We start from the raw sequence: 21,026 nt of genomic DNA on the forward strand, positions 1-21,026 counted from the left end.
TAGGTTTTTTCTACTTTTGAAGAGAGTGGAATAAATAGCCTAAAGACATTTGCAGTTGATTGTCATGTTTCTTGCTTTTTTTATAGGTCAAAATCGTTTCTCTAAGCTCACGATTAAACAAATTGTCCATTGTTGCCTCGGACTTTAATTTCTTCTCTTTTTTAAAAGCTAGCACAGCTTTTGCTGTATCTTCATCAAAATATCCATCTTCTCTTGAAATAGAATACCCAAGTGCTTTCAACACCTTTTGTCCGTACATGATATCTTCATGAAAATCTCCAACTTGATAAGAACCGCTAATTGGTAGGGGTTCCATCTCGTAAAGTTCGCTTGCTTCAACTTCAAAGTCTGCTTGAATCCCAGTGCCATGAATCCATTGTTGCTTCGGTGTTAACCATTTATGCGACGATAATTTCACTTCTCCACCATTAGTTAGTTCCCATGTTTCTTGAACAGTGCCCTTACCAAAGCTTTTTGAACCTGAGATAAGTGCACGTTGGTTGGATTTTAATGCACCACTTAAAACTTCACTTGCAGAGGCACTACCTTCGTTTTGTAATAACACAATCGGAATCTTATTCATGACTTTTAAATAGTCATCTTCTTCCGTTACTTTTACTGATAAAGGCTCAAGTACACCTTTTGGATCTTGCATGTATGCATAAATTTGTCCGTTTTTCAACATCGTTCCAATGACTTGTTCAACGCTATGTAAATATCCACCTGGATTGCCTCTAACATCTATTAATAAACCATCAATACCTTGTTTAACTAATGTACGAGTTTGTTTTTCCCATTCTTCTGCGGTTTTTTCACCAAATAGCGATATGCTGACATAGCCAATTGAAGATTCATCTTGCTCGATACGCTCACTTGTAACTGTATGAATTTGAAGGGATGATCTTATCATATTTAATTCCATGTGCCGATTATCAGTTTCTCGAAATACAGTTAGAGTAACACTTGTTCCTTTCTTACCTTTGATTGCAGAAAGTAATTGACTTAAACTCTTACCTTCTAAACGCTCACCATCTACTCGTACGATTTCATCATAAGGCTTTACTCCAGCTTTTTCAGCAGGTGATTCTTTCATCGGCGTAACTACAATAAAACGTCCTTTATTTTGAACAATTTCCAACCCAATACCAACGCGCTCGTCCGACAGTGATTCACGATGCGATTTGGCTTCGTCTTTAGTCATGTATTTGCTGTATGGATCTCCAATGGTTTCGGTCATGCCTCGAAGCGCACCTTCAATCAGTTTATCTCCTTCTACCGAATGAACTGAACTGTTCAAAATTCGTTCATAGGCCTCATCAATTGGCGCCATACGACTAATTGGAGTGCTTGCCTTATCTTTTTTAGGTGCCCAAAAAATTAGTAAACAAAGAATCAAAATAACAATAAAACCAAATAAAAAAAACCGGCTTCGTCTCAAATAATATCGCCCCCTACTACTTATCTTCGTTTAAGTGTATGAATAAGTAGGCGGCTATACGACTTGAAGATGCCAGATTTATAATTAATCTAAGTTTGAAACGAACTCTTTCATCATTTTCTCATCCATCGGTCCAACGATTTTGTTTTGAATTCGACCTTTTGTGTCTATCATATAGGAAGTCGGAATAGTGATGGCTTGATACATTTCTCCAACTACACCTTTTTCATCCATTGGAATTGGAAAAGTTAATCCGTAGTCTTTAACAAACTCATTCAACTTATCCACACCACGATCCAGGCTCGTTAAATTAACCGCTAAAATTTCAACATTTGCGTCTGTTGCATATTTTTCGTAGTAATTTTGCATATGAGGCATTTCTGCCTTACAAGGAGGACACCATGTTGCCCATAAGTTAATGATAACTTTCTTGCCTTTTAATTCTGAAAGACGAATTTTTTTTCCATCAAGCGTGTTTAATTCAAAATCCGGGGCAATGTCCCCTTTATTTAATCCTTCCTTAGTTGCCACTTCCACCATATCAATGCCACGCTGTTTACTCGAATATGATTCTTCCTTGTCGACATTATTTTTTACAAATCCAGCCATAACAATTGCAATCATACCCCCGATTATAATCAGGCCAAACATCTTTTTCGTCATAATTTCCCCCCCTTTAGTTTATTGTGCTTATTCGTTTTATAGTAGACCATTACAAAGGAAATCACGAATAATCCTGTGACAAATAATGGTGTTTGAAACATACCAAGTGGTTGGATAAGTGAGACAAATATATGTACACCTAAAAACAGGAGAGTTAATTGTATACGCCAAACACTCGATATAGACGCTTTCAACCAAGTTAGAGTTGTAAATCCAGCAAAAAGCACCACCGTAATGACTTTTTGCCAAAGCGCTGTTTCATTTAATAAAACCATTATAAATTGATACAAAGATTGTACCATTACTAAAGCAATCAGCATGGCAACTAGTTCCCTTTCAGGCCAGTCTTGTCGTCGAAGTAGCCATAATAATCTAGCAAGTGCAACAATCAAGCCAATAAATAAACCTGTTGTTCCTCCATTGAAATACAAAATTGAAAGTGGAAAATCGATAATCATATCAAAATCAGTAATGATAACACTTAATTTCCAAGCTAGTAAAAAAAGGATTGCTGTATCCGAAAACCACTGCTCTGTAACTTTTCCGAATATGCGCCACAAAACGATTCCTGTAATAAGTATCGCCAAAATAACAGCTATCCATGATGAAGGGACTGTTAGCGACTTAATAATATACCACTCGGTTACTGGCATCGACAATCTACTCCTTTTTATATACCCTATATCGTATAATACTCGATTTGGATTTTTCCGCAAGCATACTGTTTGAAAATCGACTTGTAATTTGAGTTGAAATTATGTCTCTTAAATAATTGTATCTAATCAACCTAACGCTAAGTGGCAACAAACAATGATCACATTTACTAACGTATATGCCGCCTTTTCGGTTCGTTCAATCGTGGGATAACGAATACTAGATAACTATCCACCGTGAATGGTATAAATAGAACGAAATACGAATAATAGTCGTTTGTATAGATATAAACTAAAAAGTGTTCACTCTCAAAAACAACATGAGAGTGAACACTAGAATCTTTATTTAAAATGATACATATCGTATCGGGTTTACAGCATTTGAACGTGCTCCATTCCATGGACCTACGTGAACTTCAAAGTGTAAGTGTGGCCCTGTTGAACGACCTGTACTTCCCATTTTGCCGATTACTTGTCCTTTTGAAACAGCTTGTCCAGAACTAACATTAAATCCATTTAAATGTGCATAAACGGTTGTGAAAATTTGACCATCAATCGAATGGGTAACCATGATTACATTTCCGTAAGTCCCCATTGGTGCTGCGTATGAAACAACGCCGTCTGCTGCAGATAAAATCGGTGTTCCAGGGCTATTGGCAATATCACTTCCATAATGAAACTCATTACCAGACCCAATGTTACGCCCGCCATATGTAGATGAGAATCGACCAGCAGCAGGACGTGTCCAATTTCCTGAAGATACAACAGGAGCAGGAGTTACAACTGGTGCTGCAACGGATGTTTTGCTACTTTTATTTGATGCTGTTTTTTGTCTACTTTGTTCTGCCTCTTTTTGTCTAGCTTGTTCTGCCTCTTCTAGTCGTTCACGTTCTTCAGCTTCTTTTTTCTTGCGGGCAATTTCAGCTTGACGGGCAACTTCTATTATACGTGCTTGTTCTACTACTATTTTACCTTCAACGTTTTTGCTAATTTCGTATACATGATTATGTTCATCTTCAAGTTCAGTTTTTTCTTGTTTAAAAGTCGCTTGTTCTTTTTCTAGTTGATCTACTAATTTATCTTTAGAAACTTTTTGAGAATTAAGACTTGCTTTAAGATTTAGTAAGTCGTCGCGGCTTTGTTGTTGTTTAGTAAGTTTTTCTTCAACTAAACCCTTTTTCTCGTCTAGTGAATTTACATCAATCGCTTGCTCTTCAATAATTTTCTGATCAGCATCCATAAGTGTATTGACAGCAGAGAAACGGTCAATAAAATCCGTAAAACTACTTGCACCAAGTAAAACGTCCAAATAATTTACAGAACCGCCACTTTCTTGAACTGCACGTAGTCGTTCTTTTATTAGTTCATCACGTTCAGCAATCTTTTTTTCTAATACATTAATAGATTCGTGTAATTCATCAATTTCTCTATTAGTTCGTTTAATGTCAACTAGTAGACTATCAACCTCACTATTTGTTTCATTAATTTTATTATCAAGAGTTTGAATTTGAGCATGTATCTTTTCTTGATTAGTTTGATTTTGAGATATATCGCCTTTTTTCTGGATAATTGATGAATTCAATTGGTTCTTTTTTTCCTCCAATTGTTTATGCTCATTTTGCAAATTATTTAATGAGTTCGCCAATGCAGTAGGTTGTGTCATGAATATTGAACACCCCAACACTGTCACTATGGTTACTAACAAAAACTTAGATTGTTTCTTTCTCATGTTCGGCCCCTTCCAAAATCGTGTTATACGCGTAAAAACTTTCGAACTGACATAAAACTTCCCCATATGCCAATAAAAATTCCCATTAATAAAATGAGACCGTTGACTTGGTACAAGAATGGAGTAAGTGGTAATAGATTAAATAATTCACCTTCTAAATATGGTTGAACTACTCTATATAAATTGTAATAAAGTAGAGTAACGAGTGTGATAGGTAAAATCGCACCCAATATTCCAATCCACATTCCTTCTAACACGAATGGAATTCGAACAAACCAATTTGTAGCACCAACTAGTTTCATAATTTCAATTTCGCGACTACGAGCTAAAATTGTAATACGAATAGTGTTTGAAATTAAAAACATTGCTGTAAATAGTAAGGCTCCAATCAAGACTAAACCTACATTTCGTGCACCATTTAAAAAACTAAATAGCTTTTCAATCTTTCCTTCACCATACTCTACTGAATATGTATTATCGAGACGATCAATACGTTCGGCTACTTTTATTGTATCTTGAGGGTCTAAAGCTTTCACATAATATGCTGCACGGAGCGGATTATTTTGATCCGATAACCCCATATTTTTACCGAAGTCTTTAATTAAGTCTTTAAGTTCATTTTCTTTTGTTGAATAAACAACAGATCCTACACCATTTACTTTATTAATATCAGTTTCTAATTTACTAACTTCGTCTTCTTCAGCAGTAAGTTCAACTAATACTTTTATTTCAACATCTTTCTCTAAATCATCTGCAACTTTATTTAAATTCATCATGATCATGACGAATACGCCAACTAAAAGTAAAGTAACTGTCACAGCGCTTGCTGATGCAAAAGTCATCCAGCCATTTCTACTTAAACTTTTGAAACTCTCACGGAAATGACGTCCTACAGTTCTAAATTTCATAACCGTAGTCACCTCCAAGTTCATCACGAACAACGAGCCCACCTTCAACTGCGATAACTCGATGTTTAATGGTATTTACTATTTCCTTGTTATGAGTTGCCATAATAATGGTTGTGCCTCGACGATTTATTTCTTCAAATAAATTCATAATATCCCATGCAGTTTCGGGATCTAAGTTACCCGTAGGCTCATCTGCAATCATCACTTTTGGTGTATTCACAATAGATCGTGCAATCGAGACACGCTGTTGTTCACCACCTGAGATTTCAGTTGGGAACATACGAGCTTTATGTTTAAGTCCTACTAAATCTAATACTTCCATTACACGTTTTCTAATGACTTTTTGTGGTTGTTCGATCACTTCTAAAGCAAAAGCTACGTTTTCGTAAACATTTAAGAGAGGTAATAATTTGAAATCTTGAAAGACAACGCCTATTTGACGTCTTAAAAGCGGTACTCGTTTTGACTTTAACTTTGCTAAATTAATTCCGTTTACAACTATATCTCCGCTCGTTTGACGCTCTTCTCTATACATCATTTTGATGAAAGTCGTTTTACCAGCCCCACTAGGACCCACAACATAAACAAATTCACCTTGTTTAATTTCTATATTAATTCCATTTAAAGCAACAATACCGTTCGGATATTTCTTGTATACATTCTTCATTGAAATCATATGTTTGTAACCACCTATATTTACTGATTGCTGCCTACTATTTTTTCCGGCAATATTATTATAACAAGAATTACGACAATACTTCATTACATTCCTATTACAAATTTCTTGTATAAGTCTATGAAATCTTAGAATATGACTAATTTCTTAAAAACAAACTAATAAATGCATTTTTATTAACCAAAATTAAACAATCCCCCCCCCCATTATCCCTAATCATTCGACGTATTTTCACAAAAAAAAAAAAACCAGTGCTGTAACCAGCATTGGCTTTTCCTATTATTTTTTAGTTGATAACCATTCTGCAACTACTTCTGCTTCTGCACCCTCAATTATCTTAGGTGGCATTGCCCCTTGTCCATTTAGAATCACATTTAAAATTTCTTCTTGTGAAAGACGAGAACCAACATCATTTATAGCTGGCGCATTTCCTTGCCCTTCTAAATTCCCACCGTGACAACTAATACATTTACCTTCTGCAATTTTTTCAGCATCTTGAGATTCAACTACTTCTACATCTTCACCTGTTGGTGCTGCCGTATCGTCTTCGCCACCACATGCAGCAAGCATTAATACTGACCCAAAAATAGCTGTTAATAATTTCTTGTTCATCCTTTTCCCTCCTTAAAATAGTTATATTATTACACTTAAAGTATACCAAATTTAGGCACGTTTGAAACCCTCACCGACTACTTCATAGGCATCTGTTACAATGACAAAAGCAGCTGGATCAACTTTTTTTACAACTTGTTTCAATTTCGTGAATTCTGTTTGATAAACGACTACAAGTAAAATTGGACGCTCTTGTTCCGTATAACCTCCAAATGCTGAAAGTCTTGTCACGCCGCGATTTACTTCATTATATATAGCATCCCTAATTTCTTCTTGTTTATTCGTGATGATATATACCATTTTGGATTGGCTAAAGCCAAGTTGAATGATATCAATGGTTTTTGTTGTAACAAATAAACCAATTAAAGCATATAAACCTTTTTCAATATCAAAAACAACGGCCGCTGACAGTACAATCAGACCATCAATTAACATGACGCTTCTTCCAAGTGTAAAACCCGTATATTTCGCAATAATTTGTGCAGCTAAATCTGTTCCTCCTGTTGATGCACGACCTCTGAAAACAATACCTAAACCAACACCAACAGATATACCTCCAAATAATGCACCGAGTAATGGATTTAGTGTTGCAGGTTCCCAACTAGCTGTTAATAATACAAATAAAGGTAAAGTGAGTGTACCTGCTAGTGAACGAGCACCGAACTGTTTACCAAGAAAGATAACACCCGCAATAAACAAAGGTATATTAAAGGCATATTGCACAAAACCTGGCTTCCAATCAAACAATCCATATAATATAGTACTGATCCCACTAACCCCACCAGACGCAACTTCATTTGGTAATAGAAACACATTGAAACCAACAGCGATAATGGCTGCTCCAATGATAATGTACACATATTCTAAAACCGCAGCTACCCACGGATGTTGTTCTTTTTGTTTATTAAGATTCATATAAATCCTTCTCTCTTCATAGAAAATTTCCCAATAGAAGTATAGCAGACAGCTACAGAAGTGGGAAGTTTAGCACAGTAAAGTGAAGATCAATAATGACCATACTAGAACTTCGAAAATTTGCATGAATTTTTATTCACTTCAATAATTTTTCAACAAGTATTTGTGGCCTCAACTTGGACTTTGTATTGAAAATGATTTCACGAAATGACAGTTTTTCATTGTTAAAATCAAATCCTTTATCATAGCTGTCAAATTAATTAACTGTTCTCTCAGAACAAAAAAAAGCGAGCACCCTTCTTCCTCGGTTGCTCACTTTCTCTATTAGTTCATTCTTGATCGTAAATATGCATTGACAAATAAATCGATGTCACCGTCCATAACGCCTTGAACATTACCACTTTCTGCACTAGTTCGGTGATCTTTCACCATTGCATACGGGTGGAATACATATGAACGTATTTGACTGCCCCATCCAATTTCTTTTTGCTCTCCACGAATTTCAAGCATTTGTGCTTCTTTTTCTTCAATCTTCAATGCATATAATTTCGCTTTTAACATAGTCATTGCTTTTGCTCGGTTTTTGATTTGAGAACGTTCCTGCTGACACGTTACGACTGCGCCTGTTGGCAAGTGAGTGATACGTATGGCAGAGTCAGTCGTATTAATATGCTGACCACCTGCACCACTTGCGCGGTACGTATCTACTTTCAAATCTTCCGTACGAATATCAATTTCTATTTCATCATTAAATTCTGGCATGACTTCACACGAAACGAAAGAAGTGTGACGTCTTCCTGACGAATCGAAAGGAGAAATCCGAACGAGGCGATGAACACCTTTTTCCGCTTTTAAATAACCGTAAGCGTTGTGCCCTGTAATACCAAGTGTGACAGATTTAATTCCCGCTTCGTCCCCAGCTAAGTAATCCAAGGTTTCCACTTTGAATCCTTTTTTCTCAGCCCAACGTTGATACATGCGGAGTAACATCGAGCCCCAGTCTTGAGACTCGGTACCTCCCGCACCTGGGTGCAGTTCTAAAATTGCGTTGTTTTTGTCATATTCTTCACTCAGTAACATTTGCAATTCGAAGTCATTCATCTTCGCTGTGAATTCTTTCATTTCATTGGCAAGTTCTTCGTGCAATTCTTCATCTGCTTCTTCACGTAATAACTCAAGCGTCATTTCTAAGTTTTCATGAACCTCTACTAAATCATTAAACTCATTAACGATTTCTTTCAACGCATTGCCGTCACTAATAACGGCTTGAGCTGCATTTTGATCATTCCAGAAATCAGGCATTGACATGTTTTCATCTAACTCTGCTATACGAGCCTCTTTGTTTTCTAAGTCAAAGAGACCCCCTAAAGTCTGATAATTTTCCAGCTATTCTATCTAATTCATTTCTTACATCTGATAATTCCATCATTATTATATCCTCCGTTGTTTCACACTGCACCGTGACAATGTTTAAACTTCTTGCCACTGCCGCATGGGCACATTTCATTTCGTCCGACAGTTGCTTCGCTTCGAATAGGCGATTTCTTAACGGTACCACCATCTTCTTTCGGGTTTACTGCCTGACCTTTTGCCACTTCTTCTCGTTGCAAGTTATTACGTATTTCAGCTTTCATGGCATACTTAGTCACGTCTTCTTGAACAGAATCAACCATGGCTTCGAACATTGTAAATCCTTCGTTTTGATACTCTCGAAGAGGATCAATCTGTCCATATGCACGTAAATGAATTCCTTGTCGCAACTGATCCATCGCATCAATATGGTCAATCCATTTTGAATCAATCGAACGTAGTAAGACAACTTTCTCAAATTCACGCATACGTTCAGGCGTCATTTCTACTTCCTTCGCATTGTAATGCTCATAGACAGCCGTTTTTAAGTAATCGACTACATCATTCTCTGACTTACCAGTTAAATGCTCTTGAGTTACAACTCCCTCAGGCAATAGGTTTGCGAAAGTGAAATCTTCAAGACCTTTCAAATTCATATCGCCTTGCTTATCAGGAGAAACGTGAGCAGCAACTGCTCGCTCAATTACATCATCAATCATCGTTTCAACAAGACCACGCATATTATCTGTCTCTAGTACTTCTAAACGTTCTTTATAAATAATCTCACGTTGTTGACGTAACACATCATCATATTGAAGCAAACGTTTACGTGCATCGAAGTTATTTCCTTCTACTCGTTTTTGTGCGCCTTCAACAGCACGTGTCACCATTTTAGATTGGATCGGCGCTGTATCATCCATTCCCAGACGCGTCATCATTGCACGCATATTGTCTGAGCCAAAACGACGCATTAATTCGTCTTCCATTGATAAATAGAACTGCGTTATACCTGGGTCTCCTTGACGACCTGAACGACCACGAAGTTGATTATCAATACGACGAGATTCATGACGTTCTGTACCAATTACTGCTAAGCCGCCAACTTCGATCACGCCTTCGCCTAATTTAATATCCGTACCACGACCCGCCATATTTGTTGCAATCGTAACGGAGCCTTTATGGCCTGCTTCGGCAACAATTTCTGCTTCATGCTCATGATTTTTCGCGTTCAACACGCTATGACGGATTCCATGTTTCGTTAACAATTTTGAAATTATTTCAGAAGTTTCTATTGCAACAGTACCTACCAAGACAGGTTGACCTGCTTTATTGCGCTCTGCAATATCATCTGCCACTGCTTTATATTTACCTTCCATTGATGAATAAATTAAGTCTGCACGATCGTCACGAACAATAACTCGATTAGTTGGAATGACAATAACATTCATATTGTAAATGTTACGGAATTCTTCTTCTTCCGTTTTTGCAGTACCAGTCATACCAGAAAGTTTTTCGTACATCCGGAAAAAGTTTTGGAACGTAATGGTAGCCATCGTCATGGATTCATTTTGAATCTCTAGGCCTTCTTTCGCTTCTATAGCTTGATGAAGACCATCAGAATAGCGTCTACCTTTCATTAAGCGACCTGTGAATGAGTCAACAATTACAACGCTATCTTCTTGAACAACATAATCCACATCATTGTGCATACTAGCATGTGCCTTTAATGACTGATTAATCGCATGATTTAAACCAACATGCGTCAACTCAAACAAGTTATCTATTCCAAACGTTTTTTCAACTTTTTCAATACCTGCTTCAGTTAATACAACGCCTTTAGTCGACTCATCATACGAATAGTCTTCTTCTTTTCGAAGTGCGCGAACAAGTGCATTTGATTGCTTATAAAGTTGAGCAGATTTTGCAGCTTGCCCTGAAATAATTAGCGGTGTACGTGCTTCATCAATTAATATAGAGTCAACTTCGTCAATTACTGCAAAATAAAGAGGACGTTGAACATGTTCTTCTTTGTACAACACCATATTGTCACGTAAATAGTCGAATCCTAGTTCATTATTTGTCGAATAAGTAATATCAGCTGCATAAGCTTCTCGTTTCTCATCTTTATTTAAACTGTTTAAATTTAACCCAACAGTTAAACCTAAGAAGTTATACAATAGACCCATTTCAGCAGCATCACGGCTTGCTAAATATTCGTTTACAGTTACAACATGAACACCTTTTCCAGTGATTGCATTCAAATAAACCGGCATTGTGGACGTTAATGTCTTCCCTTCACCGGTTTTCATTTCTGATATATTTCCTTCATGTAGCGCCGCAGCACCCATTACTTGAACATGGAAAGGGTACATCCCTAGCACACGTTTCGATGCTTCTCTAACTACTGCATATGCTTCCGCTTGAATATCGGCTAATTCAGTCCCTTTAGCAAAAAGACTTTTAAACTCATCAGTTTTAGCACGTAACTGTTCATCAGTTAATGCTTCTATGTCTTTTGCAAATGTTTCAACTTGATTAGCAACTTTTTCTAATCTTTTCAGATCACGCTTATTTAAGTCAAATACCTTATTTAATACACCAAGCATTAGATTCACTTCCCATTTAGTCTCAAACTTTATTTTACCACTGCTCTTATAGTGGTGCAAATAACGGACTTCTCTCTTTCATCTACTATAAACATTTATATTTTGATTTTTATTAGGTCTTTGCACCAATTGTCTTGTAATACTTTTAACTAATACACTCACAATAGATTCATGTTAACCGGTTCTTGATATAAGACAAAAAAGAAAGCCCAAGTAAATGGACTTTCTTTTTGTTCATAAAAATTAATTTGTTTCGATTAAACCATACTTACCATCTTTACGTTTGTAAACAATATTTGTAGCGTTCGACTCAGCATCTGTAAAGACGAAGAAATTATGTCCTAGCATATCCATTTGCAAAACCGCTTCTTCTTGATCCATTGGTTTTAATTCAAATTGTTTTGTTCGAACAATTTGGAAATCCTCTTCATTTTCATCCTTGAACGCCGCTTGTTCAGGAGACTGGAAATTAGCAAAGAATGTACCTACTCCTTCACGTTCACGGAACTTGCGATTAACCTTAGTCTTATGTTTACGAATCTGACGCTCTAATTTGTCGACGATTAAATCAACTGCTGCATATAAATCGTTATGTCTTTCTTCAGCACGAAGCGTTAGATTCTTCATTGGAATCGTAACTTCAACTTTTGTTTGACTATCATTATAAATTTTCAAATTGACATTTGCGTTCGCTTCAACTTCTTCAGCAAAATAACGTTCTACTTTATTAATTTTACTTTCAACGTGCTCGCGAATCGCAGGAGTTACCTCAACGTTTTCACCGCGAATATTAAATTTTAACATGTAAACTCCTCCTTTAATTAAGGCTATGTAAACCTTATTCTACATATCCCCTCTTAACTCCTGCTACAAACTAAAATATTTTTCGAATTTTGTCGAAAGAAGTCTTTTTTTCAGATAATTACGCACGAATAAGTGTCACAGCGATTACTCTTTGAGCACCGGATTTCTTCAAAGCATAGGCGGCATGATGCAGTGTGGTGCCAGTTGTATACAAGTCATCGACTAATAATATGTTCTTATTTTGAACGTCGGTTGTAACTGAAAAAAATAATTCTGAAGACATGCGATCTTTTTTCGATTTTCCTACTTGTGAACGATTTAGCGTCTTTGCTAAAACATGTGTAAACGGAACATTTGCTGCAATAAGCAATTGATCTACTTGCGAAAAAGTTCTCATCAGCAACATTTCCGGATGAAGTGGAATGGGTACAATTAGTTCCTGAACTTTATTTAACAATTGAAAATCAGAAACAAAGATTTTTGCTAAGTCCACGTCAAGCTGAAATTTATATTGTTGAAATACTTGTTTCATCCATTCATTGTAGATGTAAATTGATTGGACGGAATCAAGAGCTCCATCATATATTGTCCCTTTCCACTCATTTTCACTCTCTCTATCCTTCATTTTTTCAAATTTAGACAAGCATTTTTCACAAATTACATCAGGCTCTTTAATTAATAAAAGTTTCCTCCATGATGCTTTTTCCGAAAATGAAGAGGAACAAATTAAGCAAATCATAATTTTGATCGTTTCTCATTATGTGCTTCTATCGTTGCTTTAGCCTTATCCATCGCAAAAGAAATTCCATGATGAAAAAAAACTATATCTCCACCAGGATGATCAACAGAACGACCAACACGTCCACTTATTTGAATTAACGCGCTACTAGTAAATATCGCTTCATCTGCTCCAACAACTGCTACTTGGACATTTGGTATAGTAATTCCTCGTTCCAGTATGGTGGTTGTAAGTAAACCACACACTTTCTTTTCTCGAAGTTGAAGTACCTTTTCTTTTCTATCTGGATCTTCTGCATGTACAGCTCGGATATCTTGGTGCATCTGCTGAAATAAAGGTAGCGCACGTTCCATTAAGGATATTGTTGGAAAAAAAATCAGAAACGGTTGATCTTTTTTGAGACATTGTTGTGTCCACTTCTCTAACTTTCGTGAAAGTTCCCCTTTATGCATATGCTTTCTATAGTTCCATAATCCGACAAAACGAGGTACCGGCAATAAAAAACCATGAAAGCGCTGTGATATTAGCGAGATGTTGACAGCTTGTCCTAAAAGCTCATCAGAAGGAGTTGCAGTTATCGTATGAACAACAGCGTGTATCTTTTTCGCTTTTTGTACGGCAAATTGTAAGGACTTATCCACCGTATAAGGAAAAGCGTCCGCTTCATCTACAAATACAACGTCAAAGGCTTCTTCAAAACGCAATAATTGATGAGTTGTTGCCAAAATGAGTTGAGCATAGTTTGTATGTTCAGGTGATCCACCGTATAAAGCATGGATGATGGTTTGCGGAAAGACTTGTTGAAACCTTGGAACGAGTTCGAGCACCACATCTGTCCTCGGTGTTGCTACACAAACTCGTTGACCTTGCTTAAGTAAATCAAATATTGCTGGGAATAATAGTTCCGTTTTTCCAGCTCCGCACACCGCGTGTATTAAATGGCTTTGATTTTTATGGATACTATTCATCAACTCTTCTGAAGCTTGTGCTTGTTGAGGAGTTAAAGTCCCAGACCACCTAAAGTTGTGCTCCAAAATTGATTTGATTTCTGGTCCTGTCCAAGTAATTAACTCGGTGCAACTACTGACTCTTCCCATACGAATACAATGTCTACAATACAAACAAGTACCGTTACATTTAGCACAGTGAAAAGCTGTCAACTGCTTGCTTGCGCAACGTCGACATTGACGATGGATTTGTTTACCTTGGGATAGTTGATTCGACTGAATGCCTTTGTGGGGAGTAATGAAACCTTTGTCAATAAAATTATCGATTACAGATGAAGAAAAAGGGGTATGTTCCTTCAACCAAATTCGACCTGATAAAAAAGCTTGTACGTCTTTCATGAGCATCCCTCCAATATGGATTGAACTCATTCCTATCCACTTATTTTAACCAAAAAAAAACCCCGCGTCTATGCGAGGTTTATGAATAGTTATTGTGCTACATCACCGATGAAATAAACGCTAGTCACACGCCAGTTTCCATCCTCTTTAATAAAAACGGTCACTTGCCGACCTGTTCGGTCAAGCTTTCCACCAGTTGATTCTTGCTTAAGTGAAATAGAGAGCGAAGCATAAACTTGTGCTTGATTTTCATTATATTTAATAACCGTCACATCTTCAGCCGTTCGATTCACTTCATATTGAGTAAACGTTTCTTTTACGAACTTTTCTTCTCCCTGGTAATCAAACCCTTCAGGTTCAGTTGCGATTACAGACATATATTTCTCAATATCCTCTTCATTAAAAGCAGTTATATACAATTCAAATACTTCTATTAACGATTTTTTCTCTTCTGCAGGTACATTTTGAGCTTCCTCAATATCAGTTCCCACCATTTCAAACCCAACATCAGATTTCGCTTGATCCTTCACTTCATGTTCCAACGCACTATTTTCACTCGTGGATTCACCATCAGATACTGAACCAGTTTCATCACTATTTTCTTTACTCGCACAAGCTGACAAAAGTATTGAAATCATCACAAGCATGATAATATATTTAAATTTCATTATGTTCGTGCCTCCTACTAGGTTATTGTGTCATAAAATTTGAGACCTAACAATTATTATAACCTCTTTCAAAATATAGACGACACTGAAGTTGTGAAAGTTTCGTGGTGAATCTATAGTATTGCTGTTGCCTATCGAGCGACCAATAGAATGAGATGATATGGGCAATTATTTATTACAATTTGCACTAAAAGTGAGGGGATTAAGTGAGTCGACATCTTTTTGTACAACCCGGAGCAGCATTGTATCAACCTGGATAGTCATTCTAGCAACCTGGACAACAACTTTGTCAACTTGGAGCCACGTGTGCCGACGCTTTACAGTTTGGCGAGGATATTTAAAGTAAGTCAAAATTATTTTGTACAACCTGGAAAATAAATACTCAATTTACTTGCTAACATATTGGTAGAAATGATATTTTTCGTTATCTCCCAAAAAATTAATAAGGAGTGATTTTTATAGACGAAAAACGTGCAATGCCTGACTCACTTAACGTTTACTTCAGGTTACTTCAGCGCATTCCGGTTCACCATCCACTCTATGTGGAAATAGAATCAAGAATTAATAGGATACTTGTTGGTTACAATGGTGAAGCTTATGTAGATTATTTTTTGAAGAACATTGAATTCCCTATAAGATATGCAATTTTAAAAGAAACTAATATATGGTCTTCCCCAAGGTCAATGGTCCAACTTGATACACTTATTATTACACCTAATTTCATATGTATTTTAGAAATAAAAGCAATTAAAGATAAAATAGCATTTTAGCAAAATCCTGCTCAATTAGTTCGTGAATTAGAAGGTGTTCAAACTTCATTTAAATGTCCGGAAGAACAGTTAAAACGCCTCGAACGAAGGTTAGCCTTTTGGATGAAATCAAATCAAATCAATCTACCTATAATCAGTTTCATAGTACTTGCATTCTCAAAAACACATGTAAGTTTGCCCCCAAAAGAATAAAAAATTATTATGGGATGCGATATAGGCTCTTATATCGAAGATTTATTTACATTACCCTAATGCTATCTCAAAAGAAGTTTACTCAACTTATTAATAAAGTGAAACAAGCACAAACGAGATTTCCCCCAACCCCACTGATAAATATTATCCCAATTGATTATTCCCTTATAAAAAAAGGACTTATATGTCCTAAGTGCTCGTTATGGATTGACAGTCTATTTAAATGTCCAACTTGTAAAATATCTAGAAAAGTAATGATACTTAATGCTTTAGAGGATTGGTTTTATTTGATGAAGCATACAATGACGAATAAAGAATGTTTAGACTTTCTTAAGTTAAAGGATAAAACATATGCATCACATATATTAACCAGATCACAATTGATACCAAAAAACAACGGACGTTATAGGTACTACAAATTAGTAGATGATGAGATTAACGTCATTAGAAAAGTGAGTAAAAGGAATTCAAGAATAATTTAAGTAAGAAACAAATCTACTTATCTGAGTTTATTAAAGTGAGTCGACGTCATTTTGTACAACCTGGAGCTCCATTCTGTCTACCTGTATGTCCATAAGTTCAACTTGGACAGCGTCTTCGTTAACCTGGAACAACACAATGCATCACACCTAACCTAAAAAAAATCAAAAAAAAAAAGCCTCTCACAAGGGCAAGCTTGCGAGAGGCCACTAATACGAATTAACGTACTTCAACCCAACCATTTTTAATGGCTGTGACTACGGCTTGTGTACGATCATTTACGTTCATTTTTTGAAGAATACTTGATACATGGTTTTTTACAGTTTTTTCAGAGATGAACAAAGTTTCACCTATTGTTCGGTTACTTTGACCATCTGTTAATAATTGAAGAACTTCGCATTCACGTTTTGTTAATAAGTGGAATGGTCGACGAATTTCTGATTGATGGAATGACCCTTTGTTTTCACGTTCGCTTAAGCGTCGGAATTCTGCAACAAGATTTCGAGTTACTTTTGGATGTAAATAAGAACCGCCAGCAGCGACAACTTTAATAGCTTGGATGATTGCATCTGCATCCATCTCTTTTAACATGTATCCAAGAGCACCTGTTTTTAGAGCGTGCATTACATAAGATTCGTCATCGTGTATGGACAGCATAATAACTTTAGCTTCAGGATATTTCGCCAATAACTCGGCAGTTGCTTCCACACCATTTTTGCGCGGCATATTAATGTCCATGAGCATTACTTCTGGTACATATTGTTCATACAAGCTTAGTGCATCACTTCCATCATCACCTTCAGCAATCACTTCAAATGAATCTTCAAAATCTAATATACGTTTTACACCTTCACGGAATAATTGGTGGTCATCTATAATTACAATTTTAGTCATTGTCATTTCCTCCTAATGTATAAAACACACACTTCTATGTTATTCCTCATTTAATGGAATTTTAAACTTCATAATTGTTCCATTGCCAAGTGAGGATTTAACAATCATCTCACCCTTTAATAAATCAATACGTTCTTGCATTCCAATTAATCCAAATGAGCTTTCTCGAACGAGACGTTGGTCAAATCCAGTTCCATTATCTTTTACAGTAACTGTTACCATTCTAGGAGTCCATTCAACATCTACCCAAATGTTTTGACATTTACCATGTTTCGTCGCATTTGTTACGGATTCTTGTACTAAACGAAAAACAGCAATTTCAAAATTGGATATGAGCCTTCGCTGTTCTCCATGTGAACGGAAGTTAATTTGGCAACCAGTATTATATTCTTCTATATTCATTAAGTATTTTCTGATGGTTGGCACTAGTCCTAAATCATCTAAAGCCATTGGTCTCAAGTCATAAATAATTCGTCGCACCTCTGTCAATGCAATTCGAACCATCAATTTTAAACTCGTTATTTCAACTAAAGCTTCATCTATTCCGTTTTCTCGGTATGTTCGTTCGATTAAGTCTGAACGCACTAGCACATTGGCCATCATTTGAGCAGGGCCGTCATGTATTTCTCGAGATAATCGCTTACGCTCTTCTTCTTGTGCTTCAATAATCTTTAAACTAAAATCTTGTTTAAGTTTGGCTGTCTCTAATGCTGGTCCCACATTTTTCAAATCAGATGTTAAGTAGTTGGTTACTACATTTGCTTGCCCAGCCAGTTGATCCGCATGCAAAATGGAGTCGTTTAATTCATTTAAACGACGTTCTAAATCATCTCGACGTTCGTGTAATTGACGATCTTCAGTTCGATTAATGGAAAGTTTAATTTGCAAATCATTTGCTTGTTCATATGCCTCTCGCACTTGCTCTTCTGTAAACGTGTTAAAATGCTTGGACACATCACCAAGAGTTTTACGAGAAATACGTGTTTCTTCTACAAGCAAATCACCTTCTATTAAAACAGCAGCTAATTTTGAATGAACAATCTCCAATTCTTTTTGCATCTGTAATAAGCTTTGGCGATTTTGTTCGCTTATAATAAAGATATCGTTTTTGGAACGGTTCATCGTTTGAACCATTTGACTGAAAATATGATTTAGTGAATTGATATCTACCTTTTTCCCAGACATCAGGTAGTCTCCTTTTTGTTCAAGTAACTGTTGGAAGAATCACGATCCAATCATTTTTCTTCTCTACTATAGTATACGCCATATATGTCAATATTCCTGCAATGACTTGATTAATTATATCACTATATACATAAGAAATTATTAAAATTACATGACAACTAGATGTCATTAGGAGTGAATCAATTTGAGAAAAGATTATTTTACTGTAAAAGGGTTAGGCGAATCAGAATTGATTATTCAAAAATCCCGTTTCCTAACCTATGTGAACCGTGCTGAATCGGAACAACAAGCTCAAGCATTTATTCAAGAAATTAAATCACAACATAAATCTGCCAATCATAATTGCTCTGCTTATTTAATTGGAGAGCATGATTCTATTCAAAAAGCTAATGATGACGGGGAACCTAGTGGAACTGCTGGCGTTCCCATTCTTGAAGTATTAAAAAAACAAGGATTGAAAGATACAGTTGTCGTAGTAACAAGATATTTTGGTGGAATTAAATTAGGTAGTGGCGGCTTAATCCGTGCTTATGGCAAAGCAACTACTGAAGGTTTACAAGCATCCAGTATTGTGGAACGACGTCTTCACCTTTTAATGAAGGTATCTGTCGATTACTCGTGGCTTGGTAAAGTTGAGAATGAAATACGTAACTCCACGTATCCATTAAATCGAATAGATTATGCAGAATCTGTGGAACTATTTCTATATGTCCCCGTATTAATGGTAAAGTACTTTTTCGATTGGATAACAGAAATGACGAACGGACAAGCTAATATCAAACAGCACTCACAAGATTTTCTCGAATTCGACATATAAAATAACAAATCCTTTTACGGTTTTAATAAATCATTGTATAATGAATAGGAATGTAGTCAATTACACCTAACCAGCTACAATTGGCTTATTGTACATGTAGGATCATTTCCTACTCAAAGGAGAATTAATTTGAATCGACAACAATATAAATCGTCTAAAGGATCTTCATCAAATAAATCACTAATCATTAAAATCTCACTCTTGTTCATTACATCGTTACTTATTTGTATTACGGCTTACGGCATATTCTTAGTTAAAAAAGCGGAAAGTGCAGCCGATAGATCTTTAGAAAGCATTAATCGAGACAAATCTAGTTTGCGAGATGAAAAGGTAGAGCCTCTGGAAGATAATATATCTATCTTATTTATTGGTGTTGATGATAGTTCAACACGTAATCAAGGTTCAAATACGCGCTCAGATGCGTTGCTTGTTGCCACTTTAAACAATGAGAGTAAATCAATTAAACTTTTAAGTATTCCTAGAGATTCTTACGTTTATATACCAGAAGTCGGCTATAAAGATAAGATTACACATGCCTATGCATTTGGACAAACAGAGGCCACAATAGATACAGTAGAAACCATGCTTGATATTCCTATCGATTATTATGTACGATTGAACTTCGATGCTTTTATAGATATTGTTGATTCTCTTGGAGGTATCGAAGCCGATGTTCCTTATACATTAGTAGAACAAGATGCTCAAGATAAGAAATCAATTAACCTTGAAAAAGGATATCAAGAATTAAATGGAGCGGAAGCTTTAGCCCTCGTGCGTACTAGAAAAAAGGATAATGATATCGAACGCGGAAAACGACAACAAATGGTTTTGGAAGCAATAATGAAAAAATCAGTTTCTGCTTCTTCATTTACAAAGTATGGAGATTTAATTGATGCCGTTGGTGATAATATGAAAACAAACATGACTTTTAATGAAATGAAATCAATGTTTGAATATGGTAAAAACGGTATGCCTTCTATCGAACAGTTAAGTTTATTAGGGGCTGACGATACGAGCACTGGTATTTATTATTATCAGTTAAATGAAGAAAGTCTTGCGGAAATTAAAGACACCATGCAAAATCACTTAGAATACGAGTACAATCCAACAGAGTTAACTTCTGAAGATGAGACTTCGGAGTATTCAATTGAAACAGATGAACGCACCCACTCACATTCACAATCTGAAAGTACCGACCAGCCTTAATTGGCCACTGAAAAACATACGTTTTTAATATTTATTTAATTGAAAAAGGCGACATTTCGTTCGATTTGAACGAAATGTCGCCTTTTCTTTCGTATTTCTTACTCTGCTTCCTTCAGTAAGGGCATAATTCGTTTGAGGTTTACGGCAAATATCACTATGGCTCATTGCATCTTCATACCATATAGACCTGCATATGATGCTACATTTACTCGTGTCGATGTTTAAACTCACTATGTTTTTCTGGAAAATAAATGGGAAAACTCTTGACTAATGGTAAGAAAGCTTTCATGTTCCTGCATCGCTACGCTAGCTTCGAAACATGAAAGCGCGCAGCAACGGAAATCACCTACACTAGTCCAAAAGCAAAGAAATTAT

19 protein-coding genes are annotated in these 21,026 nt (G+C 36.2%); 3 read left to right on the forward strand and 16 right to left on the reverse strand.

Annotation, left to right across the window (positions count from 1 at the left end):
- Positions 1 to 10: 10 nt before the first annotated feature.
- The 14 genes from E2636_RS11555 to E2636_RS11620 all read right to left on the reverse strand — a co-directional run bounded on the left by E2636_RS11555 (position 11) and on the right by E2636_RS11620 (position 15,107).
- Positions 11 to 1,438: a S41 family peptidase gene (locus tag E2636_RS11555; RefSeq protein WP_134210320.1), complete on the reverse strand. Its 1,428-nt coding sequence runs from the start codon at positions 1,436 to 1,438 to the stop codon at positions 11 to 13.
- 84 nt (positions 1,439 to 1,522) lie between these two features.
- A complete protein-coding gene (locus tag E2636_RS11560; protein WP_017381550.1) occupies positions 1,523 to 2,101 on the reverse strand; it encodes a peroxiredoxin family protein in 579 nt (192 codons plus the stop codon).
- A complete protein-coding gene (locus E2636_RS11565) occupies positions 2,098 to 2,754 on the reverse strand; it encodes a hypothetical protein (RefSeq protein WP_134210321.1) in 657 nt (218 codons plus the stop codon). Before E2636_RS11565 ends, E2636_RS11560 begins: the two co-directional genes overlap by 4 nt.
- Positions 2,755 to 3,100: 346 nt before the next feature.
- Positions 3,101 to 4,483, reverse strand: coding sequence for a murein hydrolase activator EnvC family protein (locus E2636_RS11570; RefSeq protein WP_134210322.1), 1,383 nt, complete (start codon positions 4,481 to 4,483; stop codon positions 3,101 to 3,103).
- Between the two features lie 23 nt (positions 4,484 to 4,506).
- The gene (ftsX, locus tag E2636_RS11575) at positions 4,507 to 5,391 is read right to left on the reverse strand and encodes a permease-like cell division protein FtsX (protein WP_134210323.1); all 885 of its coding nucleotides are present in this window, start codon (positions 5,389 to 5,391) and stop codon (positions 4,507 to 4,509) included.
- Positions 5,381 to 6,067 (reverse strand): cell division ATP-binding protein FtsE, encoded by a 687-nt coding sequence (gene ftsE, locus E2636_RS11580; protein ID WP_134210324.1) that lies wholly within the window; start codon positions 6,065 to 6,067, stop codon positions 5,381 to 5,383. The genes ftsX and ftsE overlap by 11 nt, the downstream gene beginning before the upstream one ends.
- 279 nt (positions 6,068 to 6,346) lie before the next feature.
- Positions 6,347 to 6,679, reverse strand: coding sequence for a cytochrome c551 (gene cccB, locus E2636_RS11585; RefSeq protein WP_134210325.1), 333 nt, complete (start codon positions 6,677 to 6,679; stop codon positions 6,347 to 6,349).
- Positions 6,680 to 6,730: 51 nt separating this feature from the next.
- Positions 6,731 to 7,594: a YitT family protein gene (locus E2636_RS11590; RefSeq protein ID WP_134210326.1), complete on the reverse strand. Its 864-nt coding sequence runs from the start codon at positions 7,592 to 7,594 to the stop codon at positions 6,731 to 6,733.
- Positions 7,595 to 7,918: 324 nt separating this feature from the next.
- Positions 7,919 to 9,020, reverse strand: a protein-coding gene (prfB, locus tag E2636_RS11595) for a peptide chain release factor 2 (protein WP_134211794.1) whose coding sequence is annotated in 2 segments (ribosomal slippage) — positions 7,919 to 8,947 and positions 8,949 to 9,020 — 1,101 coding nt in all. Because the reading frame shifts where the segments join, the coding sequence is not laid out codon by codon here.
- Positions 9,021 to 9,042: 22 nt separating this feature from the next.
- Positions 9,043 to 11,550 carry a preprotein translocase subunit SecA gene (gene secA / locus E2636_RS11600; RefSeq protein WP_134210327.1) on the reverse strand — a complete coding sequence of 836 codons (2,508 nt, stop codon included), beginning with the start codon at positions 11,548 to 11,550 and terminating at the stop codon, positions 9,043 to 9,045.
- Between the two features lie 243 nt (positions 11,551 to 11,793).
- On the reverse strand, positions 11,794 to 12,354 hold the full coding sequence (gene hpf / locus E2636_RS11605; RefSeq protein WP_134210328.1) for a ribosome hibernation-promoting factor, HPF/YfiA family: 561 nt from the start codon (positions 12,352 to 12,354) through the stop codon (positions 11,794 to 11,796).
- 118 nt (positions 12,355 to 12,472) lie between these two features.
- Positions 12,473 to 12,997 carry a ComF family protein gene (locus tag E2636_RS11610; protein ID WP_243840622.1) on the reverse strand — a complete coding sequence of 175 codons (525 nt, stop codon included), beginning with the start codon at positions 12,995 to 12,997 and terminating at the stop codon, positions 12,473 to 12,475.
- 92 nt (positions 12,998 to 13,089) lie between these two features.
- Positions 13,090 to 14,439: an ATP-dependent helicase ComFA gene (locus tag E2636_RS11615; RefSeq protein WP_134210330.1), complete on the reverse strand. Its 1,350-nt coding sequence runs from the start codon at positions 14,437 to 14,439 to the stop codon at positions 13,090 to 13,092.
- Between the two features lie 89 nt (positions 14,440 to 14,528).
- Entirely contained in the window at positions 14,529 to 15,107 is a 579-nt protein-coding gene (locus tag E2636_RS11620) for a DUF4440 domain-containing protein (protein WP_134210331.1), read from the reverse strand.
- A 476-nt stretch (positions 15,108 to 15,583) separates the two neighbouring features.
- On the opposite strand from E2636_RS11620, the gene E2636_RS19655 reads away from it, so the two are divergent.
- On the forward strand, positions 15,584 to 15,877 hold the full coding sequence (locus E2636_RS19655) for a nuclease-related domain-containing protein (protein WP_407670297.1): 294 nt from the start codon (positions 15,584 to 15,586) through the stop codon (positions 15,875 to 15,877).
- Positions 15,878 to 16,768: 891 nt separating this feature from the next.
- Here the strand turns inward: E2636_RS19655 and E2636_RS11630 are convergent.
- Positions 16,769 to 17,443: a response regulator gene (locus E2636_RS11630; RefSeq protein WP_017380206.1), complete on the reverse strand. Its 675-nt coding sequence runs from the start codon at positions 17,441 to 17,443 to the stop codon at positions 16,769 to 16,771.
- Between the two features lie 39 nt (positions 17,444 to 17,482).
- A complete protein-coding gene (locus tag E2636_RS11635; protein WP_134210333.1) occupies positions 17,483 to 18,628 on the reverse strand; it encodes a sensor histidine kinase in 1,146 nt (381 codons plus the stop codon).
- A gap of 184 nt (positions 18,629 to 18,812) precedes the next feature.
- Here E2636_RS11635 and E2636_RS11640 point away from each other — a divergent pair, with 184 nt between their 5' ends.
- Together E2636_RS11640 and E2636_RS11645 are read left to right on the forward strand one after the other, a co-directional pair.
- Positions 18,813 to 19,445 (forward strand): YigZ family protein, encoded by a 633-nt coding sequence (locus tag E2636_RS11640; protein ID WP_134210334.1) that lies wholly within the window; start codon positions 18,813 to 18,815, stop codon positions 19,443 to 19,445.
- A gap of 129 nt (positions 19,446 to 19,574) precedes the next feature.
- Entirely contained in the window at positions 19,575 to 20,651 is a 1,077-nt protein-coding gene (locus E2636_RS11645) for an LCP family protein (RefSeq protein WP_134210335.1), read from the forward strand.
- Positions 20,652 to 21,026 lie beyond the last annotated feature (375 nt).

This window comes from Paenisporosarcina antarctica, assembly GCF_004367585.1.
Lineage (GTDB): Bacteria > Bacillota > Bacilli > Bacillales_A > Planococcaceae > Paenisporosarcina > Paenisporosarcina antarctica.

Bases quoted from the DNA above. Each gene is read 5' to 3' on its own strand.
- E2636_RS11560 (WP_017381550.1), bottom strand. From the start codon at position 2,101: ATGACGAAAAAGATGTTTGGCCTGATTATAATCGGGGGTATGATTGCA.
- E2636_RS11565 (WP_134210321.1), bottom strand. From the start codon at position 2,754: ATGCCAGTAACCGAGTGGTATATTATTAAGTCGCTAACAGTCCCTTCA.
- E2636_RS11570 (WP_134210322.1), bottom strand. From the start codon at position 4,483: ATGAGAAAGAAACAATCTAAGTTTTTGTTAGTAACCATAGTGACAGTG.
- ftsX (WP_134210323.1), bottom strand. From the start codon at position 5,391: ATGAAATTTAGAACTGTAGGACGTCATTTCCGTGAGAGTTTCAAAAGT.
- ftsE (WP_134210324.1), bottom strand. From the start codon at position 6,067: ATGATTTCAATGAAGAATGTATACAAGAAATATCCGAACGGTATTGTT.
- cccB (WP_134210325.1), bottom strand. From the start codon at position 6,679: ATGAACAAGAAATTATTAACAGCTATTTTTGGGTCAGTATTAATGCTT.
- E2636_RS11590 (WP_134210326.1), bottom strand. From the start codon at position 7,594: ATGAATCTTAATAAACAAAAAGAACAACATCCGTGGGTAGCTGCGGTT.
- secA (WP_134210327.1), bottom strand. From the start codon at position 11,550: ATGCTTGGTGTATTAAATAAGGTATTTGACTTAAATAAGCGTGATCTG.
- hpf (WP_134210328.1), bottom strand. From the start codon at position 12,354: ATGTTAAAATTTAATATTCGCGGTGAAAACGTTGAGGTAACTCCTGCG.
- E2636_RS11615 (WP_134210330.1), bottom strand. From the start codon at position 14,439: ATGAAAGACGTACAAGCTTTTTTATCAGGTCGAATTTGGTTGAAGGAA.
- E2636_RS11620 (WP_134210331.1), bottom strand. From the start codon at position 15,107: ATGAAATTTAAATATATTATCATGCTTGTGATGATTTCAATACTTTTG.
- E2636_RS19655 (WP_407670297.1), top strand. From the start codon at position 15,584: ATGCCTGACTCACTTAACGTTTACTTCAGGTTACTTCAGCGCATTCCG.
- E2636_RS11630 (WP_017380206.1), bottom strand. From the start codon at position 17,443: ATGACTAAAATTGTAATTATAGATGACCACCAATTATTCCGTGAAGGT.
- E2636_RS11635 (WP_134210333.1), bottom strand. From the start codon at position 18,628: ATGTCTGGGAAAAAGGTAGATATCAATTCACTAAATCATATTTTCAGT.